At 71.6% G+C, this 21,061-nt stretch carries 17 protein-coding genes and 1 tRNA gene; 9 read left to right on the forward strand and 9 right to left on the reverse strand.

The genetic code is table 11. The features are described from left to right. Positions 1-8: 8 nt before the first annotated feature. Together ACIODU_RS02905 and ACIODU_RS02910 are read left to right on the forward strand one after the other, a co-directional pair. Entirely contained in the window at positions 9-1,910 is a 1,902-nt protein-coding gene (locus tag ACIODU_RS02905) for an HSP90 family protein (protein WP_401763141.1), read from the forward strand. Continuing rightward, positions 1,907-4,981 (forward strand): tetratricopeptide repeat protein, encoded by a 3,075-nt coding sequence (locus ACIODU_RS02910; RefSeq protein WP_401763143.1) that lies wholly within the window; start codon positions 1,907-1,909, stop codon positions 4,979-4,981. Before ACIODU_RS02905 ends, ACIODU_RS02910 begins: the two co-directional genes overlap by 4 nt. Before the next feature lie 46 nt (positions 4,982-5,027). Here ACIODU_RS02910 and ACIODU_RS02915 read toward each other — a convergent pair whose 3' ends face one another. Then, positions 5,028-5,306: a hypothetical protein gene (locus tag ACIODU_RS02915; RefSeq protein WP_345943988.1), complete on the reverse strand. Its 279-nt coding sequence runs from the start codon at positions 5,304-5,306 to the stop codon at positions 5,028-5,030. Between the two features lie 167 nt (positions 5,307-5,473). Between ACIODU_RS02915 and ACIODU_RS02920 the strand changes: the two genes are divergently transcribed. After that, the gene (locus tag ACIODU_RS02920; RefSeq protein WP_401763145.1) at positions 5,474-6,379 is read left to right on the forward strand and encodes an LLM class flavin-dependent oxidoreductase; all 906 of its coding nucleotides are present in this window, start codon (positions 5,474-5,476) and stop codon (positions 6,377-6,379) included. A gap of 53 nt (positions 6,380-6,432) precedes the next feature. On the opposite strand, the gene ACIODU_RS02925 is transcribed toward ACIODU_RS02920, so the two are convergent. The 5 genes from ACIODU_RS02925 to ACIODU_RS02945 form a co-directional block, all read right to left on the reverse strand. Further along, positions 6,433-6,987, reverse strand: a complete 555-nt coding sequence (locus ACIODU_RS02925) for an RNA 2'-phosphotransferase (protein ID WP_356418044.1) — start codon at positions 6,985-6,987, stop codon at positions 6,433-6,435. Between the two features lie 132 nt (positions 6,988-7,119). Then, complete coding sequence (locus ACIODU_RS02930; protein WP_401763148.1) at positions 7,120-8,049, reverse strand: MerR family transcriptional regulator; 930 nt, start codon at positions 8,047-8,049, stop codon at positions 7,120-7,122. After that, a complete protein-coding gene (locus ACIODU_RS02935) occupies positions 8,046-8,939 on the reverse strand; it encodes a metal-dependent hydrolase (protein WP_401763522.1) in 894 nt (297 codons plus the stop codon). The genes ACIODU_RS02930 and ACIODU_RS02935 overlap by 4 nt, the downstream gene beginning before the upstream one ends. Before the next feature lie 119 nt (positions 8,940-9,058). After that, entirely contained in the window at positions 9,059-11,008 is a 1,950-nt protein-coding gene (locus ACIODU_RS02940) for an SDR family oxidoreductase (protein WP_401763151.1), read from the reverse strand. Beyond that, positions 10,971-11,876 (reverse strand): M24 family metallopeptidase, encoded by a 906-nt coding sequence (locus ACIODU_RS02945; RefSeq protein WP_401763154.1) that lies wholly within the window; start codon positions 11,874-11,876, stop codon positions 10,971-10,973. Before ACIODU_RS02945 ends, ACIODU_RS02940 begins: the two co-directional genes overlap by 38 nt. A gap of 300 nt (positions 11,877-12,176) precedes the next feature. On the opposite strand from ACIODU_RS02945, the gene ACIODU_RS02950 reads away from it, so the two are divergent. The 6 genes from ACIODU_RS02950 (at position 12,177) to ACIODU_RS02975 (ending at position 17,269) form a co-directional block, all read left to right on the forward strand. Next, on the forward strand, positions 12,177-13,283 hold the full coding sequence (locus ACIODU_RS02950; RefSeq protein ID WP_356418780.1) for an ABC transporter ATP-binding protein: 1,107 nt from the start codon (positions 12,177-12,179) through the stop codon (positions 13,281-13,283). After that, positions 13,273-14,190 (forward strand): ABC transporter permease, encoded by a 918-nt coding sequence (locus ACIODU_RS02955; protein ID WP_356418034.1) that lies wholly within the window; start codon positions 13,273-13,275, stop codon positions 14,188-14,190. Before ACIODU_RS02950 ends, ACIODU_RS02955 begins: the two co-directional genes overlap by 11 nt. After that, on the forward strand, positions 14,187-15,098 hold the full coding sequence (locus ACIODU_RS02960) for an ABC transporter ATP-binding protein (protein WP_401763157.1): 912 nt from the start codon (positions 14,187-14,189) through the stop codon (positions 15,096-15,098). Before ACIODU_RS02955 ends, ACIODU_RS02960 begins: the two co-directional genes overlap by 4 nt. 25 nt (positions 15,099-15,123) lie before the next feature. Next, complete coding sequence (locus ACIODU_RS02965) at positions 15,124-15,843, forward strand: ABC transporter permease subunit (protein WP_356418030.1); 720 nt, start codon at positions 15,124-15,126, stop codon at positions 15,841-15,843. Positions 15,844-16,128: 285 nt separating this feature from the next. Then, positions 16,129-16,821 carry a hypothetical protein gene (locus tag ACIODU_RS02970; protein ID WP_401763159.1) on the forward strand — a complete coding sequence of 231 codons (693 nt, stop codon included), beginning with the start codon at positions 16,129-16,131 and terminating at the stop codon, positions 16,819-16,821. Positions 16,822-17,180: 359 nt separating this feature from the next. Next, positions 17,181-17,269, forward strand: a tRNA-Ser gene (locus ACIODU_RS02975). Positions 17,270-17,340: 71 nt separating this feature from the next. Here ACIODU_RS02975 and ACIODU_RS02980 read toward each other — a convergent pair. From ACIODU_RS02980 to pheA, 3 genes are all read right to left on the reverse strand, one after another. Next, positions 17,341-18,129 carry an HAD family hydrolase gene (locus ACIODU_RS02980; RefSeq protein WP_401763525.1) on the reverse strand — a complete coding sequence of 263 codons (789 nt, stop codon included), beginning with the start codon at positions 18,127-18,129 and terminating at the stop codon, positions 17,341-17,343. Between the two features lie 83 nt (positions 18,130-18,212). Continuing rightward, complete coding sequence (serS, locus tag ACIODU_RS02985) at positions 18,213-19,490, reverse strand: serine--tRNA ligase (RefSeq protein ID WP_356418026.1); 1,278 nt, start codon at positions 19,488-19,490, stop codon at positions 18,213-18,215. Between the two features lie 635 nt (positions 19,491-20,125). Beyond that, positions 20,126-21,061 (reverse strand): prephenate dehydratase, encoded by a 936-nt coding sequence (gene pheA, locus ACIODU_RS02990; protein WP_356418024.1) that lies wholly within the window; start codon positions 21,059-21,061, stop codon positions 20,126-20,128.

Below are 21,061 nucleotides of genomic sequence, written 5' to 3' on the forward strand. Positions count from 1 at the left end.
GCTGCCCCATGACGTCCACCGCCCGGGCCGGAATCCCCGATCCCGCCGTCAACACCTTTCAGGTCGACCTGCGTGGTCTGGTCGATCTGCTCTCCCACCACCTGTACTCCAGCCCGCGGGTCTACGTGCGCGAACTGCTCCAGAACGCGGTGGACGCCGTCACCGCGCGCCGTGCCCACGACCCCGCCGCCGTCGTCCGGATCCGGCTCGCCGCCGACGGCGGCCAGGTCTCCATCGAGGACAGCGGCATCGGCCTGACCGCCGACGAGGTCCACACCCTGCTCGCCACCATCGGCCGCAGCTCCAAGCGCGGGGGCGAGCACGGCCTGGAGAGCGCCCGCCGGGAATTCCTGGGCCAGTTCGGCATCGGCCTGCTCGCCTGCTTCGTGGTCGCCCGGCAGATCCGGGTCGTCACGCGTTCCGCGCGTACGCCCGACGCCCCGCCGGTCGAATGGCTCGCGAGCGACGACGGTTCGTACACCGTCCGTGTCCTGCCCGACGAGGCACGTCCCGAGCCCGGCACCACCGTCCATCTGGAGCCGCGCCCCGGCGCGGAGGAGTGGACGGCTCCCGCGCGCGTCGAGGAACTGGCCTGCGACTTCGGCTCCTTGCTGCCGTACGACATCACCTTCGCCGACGACGCGGGCAACGAGCGCCCGGTCACCGACCGCCCCGCCGTCTGGGACCGCCCCCATCCCACGCCGGGCGCGCGCCGGGTCGCCCTCGCCGGGCACTGCGCGCGCGTGTTCGGGTTCTCGCCGCTCGACACCATCGACCTGGACCTGCCCGTCGCGGGGGTGCGCGGAGTGGCGTACGTCCTGCCGGAGGCGACCAGCCCCGCGCACCGGGCGGGGCACCGCGTCCATCTCAAGGGCATGCTGCTCACGGACCACGCGGACAACCTGCTCCCGGAATGGGCGTTCTTCGTCCGCGCGGTCCTGGACACCGACACGCTGCGGCCCACCGCCTCCCGGGAGAATCTGTACGACGACGAGACCCTCGCCGCCGTCAGGGACGCGCTCGGCGCGCGGATCCGCGACTGGCTCACCGGCCTCGCCGCGGGCGAACCGGAGCGGCTCGCCGCCTTCCTGAGCGTCCATCACCTCGGGGTGAAGTCCCTCGCCCGGCACGACGCCGAGCTGCTCGACCTGATGCTGCCCTGGCTGCCGTTCGAGACCAGCGACGGGCAGGTCGGTCTGGACGAGTTCGCCGCCGCGCACGGCGAGATCCACTTCACCAGGACCGTCGAGGAGTTCCGCCAGATCGCCCCCATCGCGGCGGCGCACGGCCTGGGCGTCGTCAACGCCGGATACACGTACGACGCCGATCTGCTCGCCCTGCTCCCCGCGGTCCGGCCCGGGATCCGGGTCACGGAACTGGACGCGGGCGCGGTGACGGACCGCCTCGACGCGGTCGGGACCACGGCCGAGCTGGCTCTCGCCTCGTTCCTCGCGACCGCCCGCGCGCGGCTCTCGCCGCTGGGCTGCGACGTCGCGCTGCGCGCGTTCCAGCCGGTCACGGTGCCCGCGTTGTTCCTCGACGACCGCCAGGCCCGGCACGAACGGGACCGGGTGACCGCCCAGGAAGGCGCCGACGCGCTGTGGGGCGACATCCTCGGGGCGCTGCGGGGGGCGGCGCCGCGCGCGCGGCTCGTCCTCAACCACAACAACCCGCTGATCCGGCGCGTCGCCGCGCTGCCCGACACCGAGCTGACCGGCCTCGCCGTCGAGTCCCTCTACGGACAGGCCCTGTTGATGTCGCAGCGCCCGCTGCGCCCCCACGACACCACGTTGCTCAACCGCGCCTTCCTCGGGCTCCTCGAATGGGCGACGCACCCCAGCACCCCGCAGGCCGGCACCCCGCAGGCCACCACCCCTGAGCAGGCCGCCTCCGAGGAGGACCCGAAGTGACCGCGCTGACCCCCGGCGAGATCGAGCGCGGCCTCGCCGAGAACGCCTCCGCCCCGCACGGCGCCGCGCGCATCGCACACGCCGAGGCGCTGTCGGCGGCGGCCGAGGCGTCGGGCGACCGGCCTCTGTTCCGCCGGGCGCTGACCGCCCTCATCGACGCGTACGAATACAGCGCCGAGCGGACGAAGATGATGGTGCCCTTCGCGCGTCTCCTCCAGGAGTACGACCGCGACCCGTCGGTCTTCGCCGCCCACGAGGTGCACGGCCTGTACTGGCGCTTCAAATGGGTCACGGGCAACATCGTCGAGTCGCCCGACATCCCCCTCGACGCGGTCGAGCGCTGGCTCACCGAGATGGAGCGCCGCTACCGCCTGGCGGGCCACAGCGAACGGGCCGTACGGCAGGCGGAGTTCATCCTCGCCGACTCCCTCGGCGACACCGGGCGCGCGGACCGGGCCATGAGCGCCTGGGCGGCCGCCGAACGCGACCGGATGAGCGACTGCCACGCCTGCGAGCTCAGCAACCAGGGACGCTACTGGGTGGACCGGGAGGACGACGCCAGGGCGGTCGAGGTCTGGGAGCCCGTCCTGGCCGGGCGGAAGACGTGCATGGAGGAGCCCCACCGGGTGCTCGCCCACTCCCTGCTGCCCCTGGTCCGGCTGGGGCGCGCCGACGAGGCGCGCTCCCACCACTTGCGGGGATACCGCATGGCGCGGGGCAACGAGAGCCTTCTGCGCGCGGTCGGCGAGCACATCGAGTTCTGCGCCCTGACCGGCAACGAATCGCGCGGTCTGGAGATCCTCTCCGAGCACACCGCGCACCTGGGACCGCTCGCCGACGCCGACGCGCAGCTGGAGTTCAACGGCGGGATCCTCGTCCTGCTGCGCCGGCTGACGGACCTCGGGCACGGCGACCGTCCGGCGGTTCCGTACGAGGGCGTCGGCCGTACGGTGCGCGAGCTGGCCGACCTGCTGTACGGGCAGGTGTCGGCGATCGTCGGGCGCTTCGACGTCCGGAACGGCTCGGGTCATGTCTCGGGGCGGCTGGCGGAGCGCCTGGCGCGGCGGCCGTTGACGGACGCGCTGCCGCTCGGGGTGCGCAGTCCGGTGTTGCCGGTGGCGGTGGCTGGGGCGGGGGATGGTCTCTCCGTACGGGCCGGCGGGGCTGGTGCGGTCGGCGCGGCCGAGGCAGGCGAGACGGCGGGGGCCGACGAGTCGGCCGAGGCCGGGGAGCTGGCCGAGCTGGTCGGGCGGGCGCGGGCCCTGAGGGCGCAGGGGCATCCGGGCGCGACCCAGCTGTGGGACCGCGTCGCGCACCGGATCGACACCACGGGCGCGGAGCCCGATCCCCAGCTCGCCGCCGACCTGCTGGAGCGGCGTGCCCTGCACGCGTCGCGGGCCGGTGACCCGCGCGCCCGCGCGCTGTTCACGGAGGCCCTGGATGCCTACCGGGCGAGCGGGCAGCCGGGACGCGCCGTCCTCGCCGAGCTGTACGCGGCCACCTCGGCGGTCCAGTTCGGGGCCGGCCCGGAGGAGGCGCGCGAGCTGTTGGCCGCGGCGGCCGCGTCCGCGCGGGCGCTGGACGCATCGGACGAGGCGCGGCCGCGCAGGATCGCCACCGTCGACTTCACCCGGATCCGGATCGAGGCCCACCTCCGCGCCAAGAAGGCCGACGAGGCGGACCGTACGGACGGGGCGGACCGTGCGGACGGTACCGACGCGACGGACCGTACGGACGGCGGACTGGCAGGGGACCTGGCCGGCTTCATCGACCGTACGGACGGGGTCGACGGAGTCCAGGACCTCGTCGCCGGTGCCGAGATGATGCTGGCCGGGCTCGCCCTGGGGGAGGGCGAGGAGGCGCGCGCCGAGCGGCTGTTCGACTCGGCGGCGGGCCGGAGCGTCGCGGCAGGGCGTCCGTGGGACGCCGTGGAACCACTCGCCCGCCGCGCGGCCCTGCTGTTCGCGCGGGGCCGGGCGGAGGACGCGGAGGCGACCGCGCGCGCCGCCGTCGGCCACGCCGGGGAGCTGACCGACCCCGAGGAGCAGGGCGCCGTACGTCTCACGCTGGCCGACATCCTGCTGCGCCGCGGCGAGCGGGCGGAGGAGACGGCGGGGTACGCGCTCGACGCGGCGCACTGGTTCGACCAGGCGGGGCTCGGCGCGGCCGGCGGAGCCACGGCACGGCTCGTCCTGGCCAGGGCGTACGGCGCGGCCGGGCGCACCGCCGAGGCCGCCGAGGTTCTCCAGTCGGCCCTGCCCGACCTGCTGGAGCACGGCGATCACGTCGCCGTCCAGGCCCGCGAGACCCTGGGTAACCTGCTGCGGGAGCTGCGCGACCCCCGCGGGGCGTCCGAGCAGTACCTGCTGGCCGCCGAGACCGCGAAGGGCTGGGACGACCCGGGAGCGCAGGCGCACTTCGCGCAGCTCGCCGCCGAGGGGCTGGCCGCCGCGGGCCTGCGTACCGAGGCGGAGGCCGCGTACGGCCGGGCGCTGGAGCTGTGGCGGCGGACCGGCGGCAACCCGGTGGCCGAGGTGCGGGTGCTGCGCTCCCTGGCGTGGCTGATGGTCCAGGACAACAGCGTCTCCGTGACCACGACGGTGCCCCGCGCGCGGAAGTTGATGGAAGAGGCGGCGGACGTTCTGGACGGCGCCGGGGAACCCGGACTCCGCTACGAACGCGCGCAGACCTGGCAGCAGCTCGCCGACCTGGTGATGGAGCAGCTCTACGACTACGACTACGACGGCGCGGACGAGGAGGACGGCACCGAGGAGGGGCTGGCGGACAGCGAGGAGCCGGAAGCTCCCACCGCCGCCGACACGGCCGTACAGCGAGAGGCGATAGCCCTGTGGGAACGGGCCGCGTCTCTCTACGCGGGGCTCGGTGAGGACGCGCTGGACTCGCGCGTCCAGTGCCTGACCCGCGCGGCATGGAGCGAACGGGCCCTGGACCAGCAGGACGCGGCTCTCGCCCGCCTGACGGCCCTCCGGGACGAACTGGCCGCACAGGAGGGGGAGACGGCGGGCGCCCTGGTGGCCGAGGTGGAGACGACCATCGGCCACATGCGCTGACCGCTGACCGCTGACCGCTGACCGCCGACCGGTGCCGGGTCGCGCCCTACTGACCGAACGCGGACAGACCGGTCCGGAGGTCGTCCAGGTTCATGACGGGCTGGAGAGACACCTTGGCGCCGGTGTGGAACAGCGGCTCCACGGTCGGCGGGATCTCGGAGGCGTCCTTCATGTCGAAGACGAGCAGAAAGGAACGGTCACCTTCGCGGTCCATGAAGTAGGCCGCCTCGGGTTCGAGTTGTTCGACAACGCCCTCGATGATCTTGGGCAGCGTCCCGTCGGAGACGGCCTGGTTCGCCATCGCGGTGTCCAGTCGTGCGGTCATCATCATCCTCATGACGCTCCACCCTTTCGGCGGACCGCGCCTGGCACCCTGTGCCTGCGCACGAGGGACAAGCCCCGGGCGCGCTCAGTCCCACCCTCCCCCGGGGCGACAACGCCCGCAACACAGGGGGCGGCGGCTTGCGCGACGCGGACCGTAGGCTCGGCTCCATGAGTTTGCGCCTGAGCACAGTGATTCTGCCGATCCACCGCTGGACCGAAGGACGGGAGGTGTGGCGGCGGGCCGAGGAGCTGGGGTTCGACGCCGCCTACACCTACGACCATCTGTCGTGGCGGGTGCCGTTCCGCGACGGCCCGTGGTTCGGCGCGGTGCCCACCCTGACGGCCGCCGCCGCCGCCACCTCACGGATGCGGCTGGGCACGTTGGTGACCTCGCCGAACTTCCGGCATCCGGTCCCGTTCGCCAAGGACCTCCTCTCGCTGGACGACGTGTCGGAGGGCCGGATCACGCTGGGCGTCGGCGCGGGCGGTACGGGCTTCGACGCCACGGTGCTGGGGCAGGAGCCGTGGTCGCCCCGGGAGCGTGCCGACCGGTTCGCCGAGTTCGTGGCGCTGCTGGACCGGCTGCTGTCCGAGGACTCCGTGACGTACGACGGCACCTTCTACTCCGCGTCCGAGGCGCGGGACATCCCGGGGTGTGTGCAGCGCCCCCGGCTGCCGTTCGCGGTGGCCGCGACCGGTCCGCGGGGGATGAGGCTCGCGGCGCGGTACGGGCAGGCGTGGGTGACGACCGGCGATCCGAAGCTGTACGAGACGGGGACGCCGGAGGAGTCGCGTGACGCGATCCGCGGGCAGGTCGACCGGCTGGGGAAGGCCTGCGCGGAGATCGGGCGGGAGGTGGCCGGGGTGGAGAAGATCCTGCTCACCGGCTTCACCCCGGACCGGACCGGGCCCCTGCAATCCGTCGACGCCTTCGTGGACTTCGCCGGCCGGCACGCCGAGCTCGGGATCACGGAGATCGTGATCCACCAGCCCGTCGCCGACACGGACTTCGCCGTGGACCCGCGGGTGTTCGAGCGGATCGCCACGGAGGCACCGGCGCAGCTCGGCCGGTAGTCGCGGCTCGGCCGGCCGTGGCTCGCCGGCCGTCGCCGCTTCGGGCGCGCCCGCTAGCCGGGGAGGCGGAGGAAGCGGGGCGGTACGGAGTCGGTGAGCCAGACTCCGTTCGCGCTCACGTGGAAGACCAGGCCCGCGCGGTGCATCGCCCCCGCGTCCACCGCCAGCACGACGGGACGGCCGCGGCGGGCGCCGACCCGGGTGGCCGTCTCCCGGTCGGCCGAGAGGTGGACGTGGTGGCGGCGCATGCGGCGCAGGCCCTCGGCGCGGATCGCCTCCAGGCTGTGAGGAGCGGTGCCGTGGTAGAGGTACGCGGGCGGCTCGGCCGGCGCCAGTTCCAGGTCGACGGCGACGGTGTGGCCCTGGTTGGCCCGGATCCGGTCGCCGTCGACCGTGAAGCGCCGCTTGTCGTTGACGGCCACGGCGTGGTCCAGGTCCGCGCGGCTCATCCGGAAGCCGTGCGCGGCGGCGGCGTGGAGCAGGTCGTCGATCGCCACCCAGCCGTTCGTGTCGAGGGTGATGCCGATCCGCTCGGGCTGGTGGCGCAGGTGCTTCGAGAGGTACTTGGACACCTTCACGGTGCGTCGTTCATCGGATACTCCGGTCATCCGAACAGCGTGCCGGTCGACCGGTCCGCCGCGCCAATCATTTGAACCCCTTTCGATCCACAGGTTTGATCCACAGCCAACTCGACTTATCCACAGGCAATATGACGATGCTGTGGACAACGAGCCTTCCGTTTAGCCTATTTGGGGAATATCGCTGCTTTGTCGTGTGGTTGGGGCGAGCGCGTCCAAGGCCCGTGCCTGAAGCTCCCGTTCGGCGGCCGCCGTGATGAAGGCCGCCGCGTTCGCCGCGCCAACCAGCGCCTCCACGGCCCGGATCGTGTTGACGGGCAGGGCCACCTCCCCGGTCTCGACGGGCTCCGGAGGCGTCCCCTCCGCCGCGAGCCGCCGCCTGAGGTGGCGGCTCGCGAACGGCCGCATGGCGCGCGCCAGTTCCGCGTCCACGGACCGCTGGGCGAGCGGCCGCAGACGCCGTACGAGCGCGGCGGCCTCCGTCGCCTCCCCCTCCGTCGGCGGCCGGTGGCCGGGATACCGGGCGAAGACGTGCTCGGTGGTGAACTCCACAAAACGGTCGGCGATCCGCTCGACCTGACCGCGAAGCTCCCGGAGATGGCCGGACATCGCGGGGAGCGGGACACCGGCCGCGTACAACTCGGCCGCCACGGACAGCTCCTGGGGACTCGGTACGAGGAAGAGGTCGTCGCGCCCGGGAACCCGCTCCAGGACGCCCAGTTCCAGCGCCTCGGCGACCGCGCGGTCGTCCGGTTCGCCCCCGAACCGCTCGTCCAGCTCCGCCCGAGAGATCCTGGCCGCCTCCTCGTCCGTCCACGGTCCGTCCACCTCGGCGACCAGCCCGAGCACCCCGCCCAGGCCACGCCCCGTGTCCCACGCCTCCCGCAACTCCTTGATGGCGGCCAGCGAATAGCCCCGGTCCAGCAGGTCGGCGATCTCCCGCAGCCGGGCGAGGTGCGCGTCCCCGTACACGTTGGCCCGGCCGCGCCGCTCCGGCCGGGGCAGCAGCCCGCGGTCCAGGTAGCCGCGGATCGTACGGACCGTGGCACCGCTCGCCCGCGCCAGCCCCTCTATCCGGTACTCCGCGCTCACGCCTCCTTCCCCGGCGCCGGGCCGCCCGCCGCCCCGGTGGCCGCACGGGCCGCGGGCGAGGACGCGAGATAGGCGACGGCCAGGCCCAGCGACCCCTCCTTCGAGGGGTGGTACGACCGCCGGAGGTAGCGGGGTACCGCGGCGGCGAGTTCACGCCAGGGGGGCAACAGCCCCTTCCTGACGCCTTTGTTGTGCGTGAGCGGCGTGTAACGCAGCCGGCCCGCGAGCTGCGGATCGTGCCGGATCAGATAGGCGGCCCCCCGGGTCCACAGCCACAGCAGCATGGGCGCGGTGACCGCCATCGTCCCCACCCTGCGTACGTACCGCAGGGGTTCGGGGCCGCCGCAGTGCTGGTACAGGTCGAACGCCACCGCCCGGTGCTCGACCTCCTCCGCGCCGTGCCAGCGCAGCAGATCCAGCATCGTCCCGTCGGCACCGGCCCGGTCCAGCGCGTCCGCGCGCAGGATCCAGTCGCCGAGAACCGCCGTGAACTGCTCGATCGCGGCGACGAACGCCAGCCGGTAGAGCAGCCATTTCCCGGCGGGGAAAGGGATGCCCCAGGGCGGTCGCTCACCGAGCAGCCGCTCGAAGAGGTAGTCCACCTGGCGGGTGTACGCGCCGGTGTCCAGCTTCTGCTCCGCCAGGTGGTCCAGCACGTGCGAGTGCTGCACGCTGTGCGTGGCCTCCTGGCCCATGAAGCCCCTGACGTCCTTGAGCAGTCGCGGGTCGGTGACCAGGGGCAGCGCCTCCTTGAAGACCCGGACGAACCACCGCTCCCCCGCCGGCAGCAACAGGTGCAGGACGTTGATGACATGGGTGGCCGTCGGTTCGTCCGGTATCCAGTGCAGTGGCGTCCGCCGCCAGTCGAACGACACCCGGCGGGGCACGATCGCGTACTGCTCGTCGCGCTCCCCGGACTCGTCCCGTTCCCCCGAGTCCTCGCGCTCCCGGGATCCCTCGCGCTCCCCGGCGTCCCCGGACGTCTCCCGCCTCTCGTGGTGGCCGGCGTTCACAGCGGTGGCTCCACCCGTGCGACCGCGCGCAGCGCCCCGGACGCGACCCGGGACAGGAGCCGTCCCCCGCGGGCCTCCGGGGTGACCGGCACCACGGCCTGGTTACGGACCACCGCGCGCAGCACCGCGTCCGCGACCTTCTCCGGCGGATAGTCGCGCAGCCCGTACAGCCGCGCCGCCTTCTTCCTGCGCCGCGACTCCTCCTCGGCGGAGACACCCGTGAAACGCGCGGTGGAGGTGATCCCGGTGTTGACGAAGCCGGGGCAGATCGCGGAGACGCCGATCCCCTGCGCACCCAGCTCCGCCCGCAGGCATTCGCTGAGCATCAGCACGGCCGCCTTGGACGTGCAGTACGCGGACAGCGCCTTCGAGGGCTGATAGGCGGCGGCGGACGCGGTGTTGACGATATGGCCGCCCCGTCCGCGCTCCACCATCTGGCGGCCGAAGAGCCGGCAGCCGTGGAGGACACCCCAGAGGTTGACGTCCAGGACCTGCTTCCAGTCCTCGGCCGAGGTGTCGAGGAACGAGCCCGACAGCCCTATCCCGGCGTTGTTCACCAGGACGTCGACGATCCCGTACTCCGTGGCGACCCTCTCGGCGAGCTTCTCCATCGCCTCGCCGTCGCTGACGTCGGTCTGCTCCGCCCAGGCCTCCGGCGCACCGATCAGCCGGGCCAACTCCGCCGTCCTGGCCGCCCCTTCGGCGTCCCGGTCGACCGCCACCACCCGGGCGCCCGCCTCGGCGAAGGCGAAGGCCGTGGCCCTGCCGATCCCACTCGCCGCGCCCGTGATCAGCACGAGCCGGCCGCCGAAGCGCCGCGCGTACAGGCCGACCGCCCTGGCCGCCGGAGCCGGTCGGACTACGGAAGCCCTTGAGGTCTCCCGGGCCGTCGAAGCCGCAGGGGTCTCCCGGGCCGCCCCCGCCGCCCCGGCCCCGTCCGGCTGCCCGCCTCCCGCGCGGTCCTCATGACGGGTGACGAACTCACCGATCCAGGAGGCCAGCTGAGCCGGACGGGTGCGCGGCACCCAGTGCTTGCCGGGCAGCGAGCGCCGTAGGAGATCCGGGGCCCACCGGTCCAGATCGTCGTAGAGCCGCTCCGACAGGAAGACGTCGTCGGTCGGCGTGATCAGCTGGACGGGGACGTGCGCGTAGGCGTCCGTACGGGGCCCGCGCAGCCGGGCCCGCACGTTGTCCCGGTAGAGCCAGGCACCGTGCGCCGCGTCCTGGGGGAGTGAGGCCGTCGGATACGGGGCCGCTCCCTCGGGGGCCTTCTCCATCCGCCGCAGGATCGCGGGCCACCGCCGGCCGAGAGGCCCCCGCCAGGCCAGCTCCGGCAGCGCGGGCGTGTGCAGGGCGTAGACATACCAGGACTTGGCGCCCTGGCCCAGGAGTTGAGCCGCCCCACGGGGGGTCGGCCGCGACGCCCGTTCAGCGATCCAGTGCCCCAGGTGGTCCAGGGACGGTCCCGACACCGAGGTGAACGACGCGACACGGCCCTCGGTCCGCGCCACGGTCACGAACTCCCAGGACTGCACGGACCCCCAGTCGTGCCCGACCAGGTGGACCGGCCGGCCGGGGCTCACCGCGTCGGCCACCGCCAGGAAGTCGTCCGTGAGCTTCTCCAGCGTGAAACCACCGCGCAGCGGAACCGGCGCCGTCGACCGGCCGTGCCCCCGCACGTCGTACAGCACCACATGGAAGTCCTCCGCGAGCCGTACGGCGACCTCCGACCAGACCTCCTTGCTGTCCGGGTAGCCGTGGACGAGCACGACCGTCGGCCGCGCCGCGTCGCCCGACTCGGCCACACTCAGCTCGATCCCGCCGGTCCTGACCCGCCGCTCCCGCACGTCCCCGAGCCCGTCCGCACGCCTGCCGCCGTCACCCGTACCGCCGCCGCTCGTACCGCCGTCATGCCTGCCGCCGTCGCTCGTACCGTCGTTGCTCATACCTCGTCTCCCAGCGCCGCACATGCGGCAGATCGTCGTCCAGCCAGAACGCGCTCTGTTCCGGATCGGCCGAGTCGGTGACCACCAGGATCTCCTCGAACTTCGCCCCCGTACCACGGAATCCGAGGTGGGGTTCGACCGCCCACATCCCCGGGGCCGGCGGATGATCCGAGAAGCCGTACGGGCTCCACAGCGGCGACCAGCCCTCCCGGTGCCCGCGCACGGCATCGCTCGCCAGCCCCTTGAGCGCCTGGGTGCCGAAGCCGAACACACGCGGGGACCAGCGGCGTTCCTCGACCCGGTCCACCGTGTGGGCGATGACGCCGAACGGATACGCCCGGTGACGGTTGGCGTACCCCTGCTCGACCATCAGCCGGTCCACGTCCTGGTAGATCGCGCGCAGCGTGCGCCGCTCGCGCACCTCGCGCAGGATCAACTCACGGTGCGCGCGGAGATCATCGAGGAGCTTGTCGTGCAGGGCGTTCTCACCGATCCGCCCCGAGAAGCCGACGTCCGCCGGGAACCCGCCGTACACCGGCGCCAGATCGAGGATGAACGGCATCCCCTCCTCCAGCCGGCGGCCGGTGGGGAAGAACTGGAGCGGTATCCGGAAGCCCGTGAACGCCGTACGGTCCCCGAACCACGCGAAGGGCAGATGGAACCAGTCCCGGACACCGCGGACCTCCAGCCACCGCCGCAGCATCCGCGCGGCCTCACGCTCGGTCACCCCCGGCCGCAGCCGCGCCGCCACCTCCTCCGCGCACGCGTACGCCAGACGCTGCGTCCGCCGGAATCCTTCGCGCTCGGCGACCGATCCGCCGGTCGAGCGCCCGCGCCCCCGCTTCCGCACCTGTCCTCGCTTCCGCATCCGTCCTTGCCCTCGCCCCCGCACGTGCTCCCGCTCCCCACCCGCACCCCGCCCCACGTCGCTGTGTGTATTCGGACTGTGACACTGCCGAATGTGACAATCCCCGGCGGCTACGTCAAGGCCGGTGGGGTTACCTGTGGAAACTGGTCGGGGGTGCGGGTGAAAAGCGGGTGGAAGGAGCGGGGCGGCCGGCCCGACCCGCACGCCCTTACGGGTTCCGTACATCTCGAGGGGGAGGCCGATACAGCCGTCAGGTCTGACGACCCCTGTGGTCCGCGCCACTACCTTCGGAGTGTGACTGTGATCGCGACTGAAGGTCTGAGCAAAAGGTTCCCTCGGGTAACCGCGCTTGACCGGCTCTCCCTGGACATCGGACCCGGCGTGACCGGCCTGGTGGGCGCCAACGGAGCCGGCAAGTCCACCATGATCAAGATCCTGCTGGGTCTGTCCCCCGCCACGGAAGGCCGGGCCGCGGTGCTCGGGCTCGACGTCGCCACCAGTGGCGCCGCCATCCGGGAGCGCGTCGGGTACATGCCCGAGCACGACTGCCTGCCACCGGACGTCTCGGCCACCGAGTTCGTCGTCCACATGGCGCGCATGTCCGGACTCCCCCCGACGGCGGCCCGCGAGCGCACGGCGGACACGCTGCGCCACGTCGGTCTCTACGAGGAGCGGTACCGCCCCATCGGCGGCTACTCGACCGGCATGAAGCAGCGCGTCAAACTCGCGCAGGCCTTGGTCCACGACCCCCAACTCGTCCTCCTGGATGAGCCCACCAACGGCCTCGACCCGGTCGGCCGGGACGAGATGCTCGGCCTGATCCGCCGGGTCTACAGCGACTTCGGCATCTCCGTCCTGGTGACCTCGCACCTCCTGGGCGAGCTCGAACGCACCTGTGACCACGTCGTCGTCATCGACGGCGGGAAGCTGCTGCGCTCCAGCTCCACCAGCGACTTCACCCAGATCACCACGACCCTCGCCGTCGAGGTCACCGACACGGACACCCACCCCGACGGCACGCGGACCCTCCGCGAGCACCTCACCGCGGCGGGGCTGACGCTCCACGCGGGCATGGAGGAGGGGCTGCCGGGCGCCGGGCACATCCTGCTGGTCGAGGCCGCGGGGGAGGAGACGTACGACGTCGTCCGCGACACCGTCGCCGACCTCGGGCTCGGCCTCGTACGGATGGAACAGCGCCGCCACCACATCGCGGAGGTCTTCCGCCCCCAGGCGGCCGGAACAGCGGACCCCGCCGGGACGGACCCAGGCAGGACGGACCCTGCCGGGACGGATCCCGCCGGGACGGAATCCGCCGCACACGCGGGAGCCGTCGTTCCCGCGACAGCAGCCGCCGCCGACGACGAGCAGTACGTACTCCAGAAGGGAGGAGACGGAGATGAGCGCTGAGACCGAAGCCCCCGCCGGCACCCCCCTGGGGGCCGACACCACCCGTATCCACAACATCGGCTACCGCACCTACGAAGGCGCCCGGCTGGGCCGCGCGTACGCCCGCCGCTCCCTCTACTCGCAGTCCCTGCGGGGCTCGTACGGCCTCGGCCGCTCGGCCAAGTCCAAGGTCCTGCCCATGATCCTCTTCGCGGTGATGTGCCTGCCCGCGGGGATCATCGTGGCGGTCGCCATTGCGACCAACCTCAAGAGCCTGCCGCTCGACTACACGCGCTACGCGATCTTCACCCAGGCCGTCATCGGCCTCTATCTCGCGTCGCAGGCCCCCCAGTCCGTCTCCCGCGACCTGCGGTTCAAGACGGTCCCTCTCTACTTCTCACGCCCCATCGAGCGCGTCGACTACGTCCTCGCCAAGTACGGCGCGATGGCCTCGGCGCTCTTCGTCCTGACCGCGTCGCCGCTCGTCATCCTCTACGCGGGTTCCCTGCTCGCGAAGATGGACTTCGCCGACCAGACCAAGGGATTCGGACAGGGGCTGGTATCGGTGGCGCTGCTCTCCCTCCTCTTCGGCGGACTCGGCCTGGTGATGGCCGCGTTCACCCCGCGCCGCGGGTTCGGCGTCGCCGCCGTGATCGCGACCCTGACCATCACGTACGGCGCCGTCAGCACGGTCCAGGGCATCGCCGTAGGGACGGGCTCGGACGGCGCGGCCAAGTGGCTCGGCCTCTTCTCGCCGGTCACCCTCATCGACGGCGTGCAGACCGCGTTCCTGGGCGCCTCCTCCAGCTTCCCCGGCGGCGTGGGCCCCTCGGCCGGCCTCGGCGTGCTCTACCTGCTGGTCGTCCTCGCGCTCATCGCCGGCTCGTACGCCGTCCTCATGCGCCGTTACCGGAAGGTCGGGCTGTGACCACCATCAACATCGAGCACGCCTCCCGCTGGTTCGGGAACGTGGTCGCCGTCAACGACGTGACCATGACCGTCGGCCCCGGCGTGACCGGACTGCTCGGCCCCAACGGTGCCGGGAAGTCCACCCTCATCAACATGATGGGTGGTTTCCTCGCCCCCTCCACGGGAACGGTCACGCTCGACGGCGCGCCGATCTGGCGCAACGAGTCCGTGTACCGGCAGATCGGGATCGTGCCCGAGCGCGAGGCGATGTACGACTTCCTCACCGGCCTCGAATTTGTCGTCGCCAACGCCGAACTGCACGGCCTGGGCGCGAAAGCGGCCCACACCGCGCTCGCCACGGTCGAGATGGAGTACGCGCAGGACCGCAAGATCGCGACGTACAGCAAAGGCATGCGCCAGCGCGTGAAAATGGCGTCCGCGCTGGTCCACGACCCGGCGGTGCTGCTGCTCGACGAGCCGTTCAACGGGATGGACCCGCGCCAGCGCATGCAGCTGATGGATCTGCTGCGGCGTATGGGCGCCACGGGCCGCACCGTCCTCTTCTCGTCCCACATCCTTGAAGAGGTCGAGCAACTCGCCTCGCACATCGAGGTGATCGTGGCGGGACGGCACGCCGCGAGCGGTGACTTCCGCAAGATCCGCCGGCTGATGACCGACCGGCCGCACCGCTATCTCGTACGGTCCAGCGACGACCGCGCGCTCGCCGCCGCGCTCATCGCCGACCCGTCGACGGCCGGCATCGAGGTGGACCTCGCCGAGGGCGCGCTGCGCATCCAGGCGGTCGACTTCAGCCGCTTCACGGCTCTGCTGCCGCGGGTCGCCCGTGAGCACTCCATCCGGCTGCTCACGGTCTCGCCCTCGGACGAATCCCTCGAGTCGGTCTTCTCCTACCTCGTAACGGCCTGAGCGCCCAGAAAGGAGCTGTGACGTCATGTACGACCCCACAGTCGCCCGGCTCACCTACCGGGCCCTGCTCGGCCGGCGCCGGGCCGCGATCCTCTTCGTCCTGCCCGCCCTGCTGATCGTCATCGCGATCGCCGTCCGCGCCTTCAGCGGCGCGGACGACCAGGTCGCGTCGGACGTGCTGGGCGGTTTCGCCATCGCCACGATGGTGCCGCTGATCGGCGTGATCGCGGGTACGGGAGCGATCGGCCCGGAGATCGACGACGGCTCGATCGTCTACCTGCTCGCCAAGCCGCTCAAGCGGCCCACGATCATCTTCACCAAGCTGATCGTGGCGATCGCCGTGACCATGGCCTTCTCCGCCATCCCCACGTTCATCGCGGGCTACATCCTGAACGGCAACGGCCAGCAGATCGCCGTCGCCTACACCGTCGCGGCGCTCGTCGCCTCGATCGCGTACAGCGCGCTGTTCCTGCTGCTCGGTACGGTCAGCCGGCACGCGGTCGTCATCGGACTGGTGTACGCGCTGGTCTGGGAGACCCTCTTCGGCAGTCTGGTGGCGGGCGCCCGCACCCTGAGCGTCCAGCAGTGGGCGCTGGCGCTGGCGCAGAAGATCGGCGGCGACGGCATCATCACCTCGGACGTGAAACTCCCGACGGCGGTGGCCCTCCTGGCGGTCGTCACCGTGGCCGCGACCTGGTACGCGGGCCAGAAGCTCCGCACGCTGACGCTGGCGGGCGACGAGTAGCCGAGGCCGGACGCACCCCGAAGCAGGCGAACCGCCGCGTGTGACGCAACCCCTGCCCGATGGGCGGGGGTTGCGGCGTAACTGTACGCTTATCGGCTCGTTGTCCAGGTTGCGTGGAGGCAACTGGAGTTCGTGACGTCGAGCGTTCGTGAATCTGAGGATTGCCGGTGAAGGGTCGAGGGCCACACCGGTCATTGAGTGAGTAAGCACCGTGAGCCGACCTCCGCCCCTGAAGCCCGGGGAGAGGGCCGACCATCATCGGTTTCACGAACGGAAGGCATCTCCATGCCATCGGAAGTCGCCTTGCTCGAATCGCGCACCATGCGCGCCGAGCACCTGGGGCGGGTCGACGCCCTCGACAAGGTCAAGGCTCTTGTCATGCTCCCGGATGGAATTCACATCCGCACAGAGGACGCGGCCCGGTACTTCGAAGTATCCACAGACGTCATCAGGCAGTTGACGGCGCGGCACCGCGCGGAACTCGCGGAGAACGGGATGCGAGTGATGCGAGGCTCTGACCTGCGGAGCTTTCATAGTGACAACATGTCACTCTCATCGGGAAGCGGCGGAAGTTATCCACAGAGGCGCTCCAGCCTGACCCTCTACACGCGCCGTTCCGCCCTCAACATGGCCATGCTGCTTCGCGACAGCGACATCGCCCGGTGCGTCCGTACGTACCTCCTCGACGCCGAGGAGGGCTGGCGCGAGGGGTACGCCTCCCTGGACCGGCGCCTGACCAACGTCGAGGTCTGCCTCGGCGGAGTCGGGGTCGCCCTCCAGGAGGTGGGTCCCGTCCTGAACCGGATGTCCGTCCGGCTCGACCACCTGGACCGGCGACTGGACGCCACCAACAAGGTGGTGGCGGCGATCAGCCACCGGCTGTGCGCCATGTCCGACGACATCAAGCGCATCGACGGCAGGGTCGACGACGTCATGCACGAGCTGAGGGATCTGCGCCGAGGCCGCAGGCGCCGCTGATACGGTAGGAGGCCCGTGCCTGTCCGCCTTCGCGGGAACACTCGTCCGCCGGGCGGCGGGCACGGGCCGCCGCATCGTACGTACGGGCTCAGCGCTCACCGCTCAGGCTCACCGCCTGCCTCGTACCGCCCGTAATTCGGTGGCGCCGAACCGGCCCGCCGGGCACAGTGGAGCGTGTTGGAGCACCACCACAGGACCGGGAGAGGAGCGCGGCGATGACGGGGAGTTGCAGTCCGTCGAGTTCCCACCAGGGCAGCGTCGCGCAGGCTCCGGAGTAGCCATCATCTGCTCCGCGCAGCCGCCGACACGCTGCCCGGGGCGGCCGCTTCGAGCGCGCACACGCGCGGGCCGCCCTTCCCGGAGGATTGGCCGAGTGGTAAGGCAGCGGCTTGCTAAGCCGTCGTCGGGGTACCCACCCCCCGCGCGCGTTCGATCCGCGCATCCTCCGCACAAAGGCCCGGAAAATGCCACGTACCGACAAGGCGCCGCGGATCTGCGAAGTTCCGGCCTGAGGAAGACTCAGCCCTGGAGCAGCAGCTTCTCCAGCACCACCGCGATGCCGTCGTCCTCGTTCGACGCCGTGACCTCGTCGGCCACGGCCTTCAACTCCTGGTGCGCGTTGGCCATCGCCACGCCGTGCCGCGCCCAGCCGAACATCGCGATGTCGTTCGGCATGTCGCCGAACGCGATCGTGTCCGCCGCCTTCACGCCCAGCCGGCGCGCCGCCAGCGACAGCCCCGTGGCCTTGCTCAGCCCCAGCGGCAGGATCTCCACCACACCGGCGCCCGCCATCACCACCGCGACCATGCCGCCGACCGCCGCCCGCGCGATCCGCGTCAACTCGTCGTCGTCCAGCTCGGGATGCTGGATGTACACCTTGTTCAACGGCGCCGCGAACATCTTCACCGGGTCGTTCTCGGCCACCGAGGCGAGCGGCCCGTCGTGCACCCGGTAGCCGGGGCCGAACAGCACCTCACCGTCCAGGCCGTCCTGGCTCACGGCCAGCGCCAGCGGGCCGACCTCCGCCTCGATCTTGGCCAGCGCCGCCCCGGCCACCTGCCGGTCCAGCGTCACCGACGTCAACAGCCTGTGCTCACCCGCGTGATAGACCTGCGCGCCCTGACCGCACACCGCCAGACCGTCGTACCCGAGGTCGTCCAGGATGCGCCGTGTCCACGGCACGGCACGCCCCGTCACGATGATGTGGGCGGCGCCCGCCGCGGTCACCGCGGCGAGCGCCTCACGGGTGCGCGGGGAGACCGTGGCATCCTCACGCAGCAGCGTGCCGTCGAGGTCGGTCGCCACCAGCTTGTACGGGAACGGCGCCCCCGTACCCGTACGGGCGGAGTCGCCGGCCGGGGAGGCCGAAGAAGCCGAAGAGGCGGCGGCGCTCACTTGGCGACCGGCTCCAGAACCTCACGCCCGCCCAGGTACGGACGGAGCACCTCGGGGACCCACACCGAACCGTCCGCCTGCTGGTGGTTCTCCAGCAGCGCCACGATCGTGCGCGGTACGGCGCACAGCGTGCCGTTCAGCGTCGACAGCGGCTTGACCTGCTTGCCGTCCCGCATCCGGATGGACAGCCGGCGGGCCTGGAAGCCGTCACAGTTGGACGCCGACGTCAACTCGCGGTACTTGCCCTGCGTGGGGATCCACGCCTCGCAGTCGAACTTCCGCGAAGCGGAGGCACCCAGATCGCCCGAGGCCACGTCGATCACCTGGAAGGGCAGCCCGAGAGCGCTCAGCCACTGCTTCTCCCAGTCCAGCAGCCGCTGGTGCTCGGCCTCCGCGTCCGCCGGGTCGACGTACGAGAACATCTCGACCTTGTCGAACTGGTGGACCCGGAAGATGCCCCGGGTGTCCTTGCCGTACGTCCCCGCCTCGCGGCGGAAGCACGGCGAGAAGCCCGCGTAGCGCAGCGGCAGCTTGCCGGCCTCGATGATCTCGTCCATGTGGTACGCGGCGAGCGGGACTTCCGACGTACCGACCAGGTAGTAGTCGTCCTTCTCCAGGTGGTACACGTTCTCCGCGGCCTGGCCGAGGAAGCCGGTGCCCTCCATCGCGCGCGGCCGCACCAGCGCGGGCGTGAGCATCGGGACGAGGCCGGCCTCCGTCGCCTGCGCGATCGACGCGTTCACCAGAGCGAGCTCCAGCAGCGCGCCGATCCCCGTGAGGTAGTAGAAGCGCGAGCCGGACACCTTGGCGCCCCGCTCGACGTCGATGGCGCCCAGCGACTCGCCCAGCTCCAGGTGGTCCTTGGGCTCGAAGCCCTCCGCGGCGAAGTCGCGGATCGTGCCGTGCGTCTCCAGGACGACGAAGTCCTCCTCGCCGCCCACCGGGACGTCGGGGTGCACCACGTTGCCCAGCTGGAGCAGCAGCCGCTTGGCCTCGTCGTCGGCCTCGTGCTGCGCGACATCGGCGGCCTTGACGTCGGACTTGAGCTGCTCGGCCTTCCTGAGCAGCTCGGTCTTCTCCTCGGGCGAGGCCTTGGGGATCAGCTTGCCGAGCGACTTCTGCTCGGAGCGCAGCTCGTCGAAGCGGAGGCCGGACGACCTGCGCCGCTCATCGGCGGAGAGCAGGGCGTCGACGAGTGCGACGTCCTCTCCACGGGCGCGCTGGGAGGCGCGGACACGGTCGGGGTCCTCACGGAGCAGGCGAAGGTCAATCACCCCACAAGGCTACCGGTGCGCACCGACACCACCCCACTCGATATCGACACGCGCGTCCCTTTGTCCGGCTTGCGTGAATTGTGCGAATTGGGAAAAGTGCGCGGTGGTGAAGTGGGGGTGATCTTGGAGAGCATCGTGGAGGGCATTCGCCTCGCGTCAATGAAAGTGATCCAATTCCCCGGAAAGGGGCAGTCGGGCCTCGCCGCCTTGACTCACCGTCCTTGTGGAGAAGGGGACTTGGGGGCGGCGACCGCGTTGAGTTGTCCACAGTGGGCTGTGTGTTACCGATAAAGTTATCCACAGGCTGTGTGGGAGTTCTGTGGATGGCGGAAGCGATCGTTCCGGGGCCCGTGTGCAGGCCGGAGAATTCCCCGCTCAAACCCACTTCACACACTCATTCGGGTGGGAATGGCTCGCCCTGACGAGTTGGTCACGGGAATTGGGGTGACACGGGCGACCTGGCGCCCTGTGGACGGGAGTGGGGTGACTGGGGTGATTTGTCGACTGTGCCGGGTTGAGTTATCGACTTGTCCCCAGGTCGAGAAGCAAGCCTGTGGATAACTTTGGTCTGCATCCACAGGCTGGGAAGGATGCGCAGGCCCGAGCCGCACGCGGGCCGGTCGCGGCCTACGCGCTCAGGTCCGGCCGTCCTGGCTGCGCGCCAGCCAGTCCGCCGCCTCGATGAACTCGGCGTCCGAGGTGCCGGGCCGCACCTGCCCCGCGTCGGCCGCCGACACCCCCGCCCGGGGATACGACCCCAGGAACCGCACCTTGGGGCAGATCCGCTTGAGCCCCATCAGCGCCTCCCCCACCCGCCGGTCCGCGATGTGCCCCTCGGCGTCCACGGCGAAGCAGTAGTTGCCGATGCCCGCGCCCGTCGGCCGCGACTGGATCAGCATCAGGTTGACCCCCCGTACCGCGAACTCCTGGAGCAGTTCGAGCAGCGCGCCGGGGCGGTCGTCGCCCAGCCAGATGACGACCGAGGTCTTGTCGGCCCCGGTCGGCGACGCGGGCCGCGCGGGCCGGCCCACCAGCACGAACCGCGTCTCGGCGTTCTCCGCGTCGTGGATCTCGGTGACCAGCGGCGTCAGCCCGTACGTCGCCGCCGCGAACTCACCGGCGAACGCCGCGTCGAAGCGCCCCTCCTGCACCAGCCGCGCGCCGTCCGCGTTCGACGCCGCCGACTCCCACAACGCGTCCGGCAGATGGGTCCGCAGCCAGTTGCGCACCTGGGGCTGGGCGACCGGATGACCGGTCACCGTCTTCACCTCGGAAAGTTCCGTGCCGGGCCGTACGAGCAGCGCGAAGGCGATCGGGAGCAGCACCTCGCGGTAGATCATCAGCGGTTCGCCGGAGGCGAGTTCGTCGAGCGTGGCCGTGACCCCGCCCTCGACCGAGTTCTCGATCGGTACGAGCGCGGCCGCGGCGTCCCCGTTCCGTACCGCGTCGAGGGCCGCCGGTACGGACACCATCGGGATCAGCTCGCGCGTGGCGGCTTCCGGGAGCGTACGGAGGGCGGCCTCGGTGAAGGTGCCCTCGGGGCCGAGATACGTGTAGCGCGTGGCCGACAT

Origin of the sequence: Streptomyces sp. NPDC088261 (assembly GCF_044740805.1) — a bacterium.
GTDB lineage: Bacteria > Actinomycetota > Actinomycetes > Streptomycetales > Streptomycetaceae > Streptomyces.

Excerpts from the sequence above, each read along its gene's own strand:
- ACIODU_RS02905 (WP_401763141.1), top strand. The coding sequence starts at position 9 with ATGACGTCCACCGCCCGGGCCGGAATCCCCGATCCCGCCGTCAACACC.
- ACIODU_RS02915 (WP_345943988.1), bottom strand. The coding sequence starts at position 5,306 with ATGACCGCACGACTGGACACCGCGATGGCGAACCAGGCCGTCTCCGAC.
- ACIODU_RS02920 (WP_401763145.1), top strand. The coding sequence starts at position 5,474 with ATGAGTTTGCGCCTGAGCACAGTGATTCTGCCGATCCACCGCTGGACC.
- ACIODU_RS02925 (WP_356418044.1), bottom strand. The coding sequence starts at position 6,987 with ATGACCGGAGTATCCGATGAACGACGCACCGTGAAGGTGTCCAAGTAC.
- ACIODU_RS02940 (WP_401763151.1), bottom strand. The coding sequence starts at position 11,008 with ATGAGCAACGACGGTACGAGCGACGGCGGCAGGCATGACGGCGGTACG.
- ACIODU_RS02945 (WP_401763154.1), bottom strand. The coding sequence starts at position 11,876 with ATGCGGAAGCGAGGACAGGTGCGGAAGCGGGGGCGCGGGCGCTCGACC.
- ACIODU_RS02955 (WP_356418034.1), top strand. The coding sequence starts at position 13,273 with ATGAGCGCTGAGACCGAAGCCCCCGCCGGCACCCCCCTGGGGGCCGAC.
- ACIODU_RS02965 (WP_356418030.1), top strand. The coding sequence starts at position 15,124 with ATGTACGACCCCACAGTCGCCCGGCTCACCTACCGGGCCCTGCTCGGC.
- ACIODU_RS02970 (WP_401763159.1), top strand. The coding sequence starts at position 16,129 with ATGCCATCGGAAGTCGCCTTGCTCGAATCGCGCACCATGCGCGCCGAG.
- pheA (WP_356418024.1), bottom strand. The coding sequence starts at position 21,061 with ATGTCGGCCACGCGCTACACGTATCTCGGCCCCGAGGGCACCTTCACC.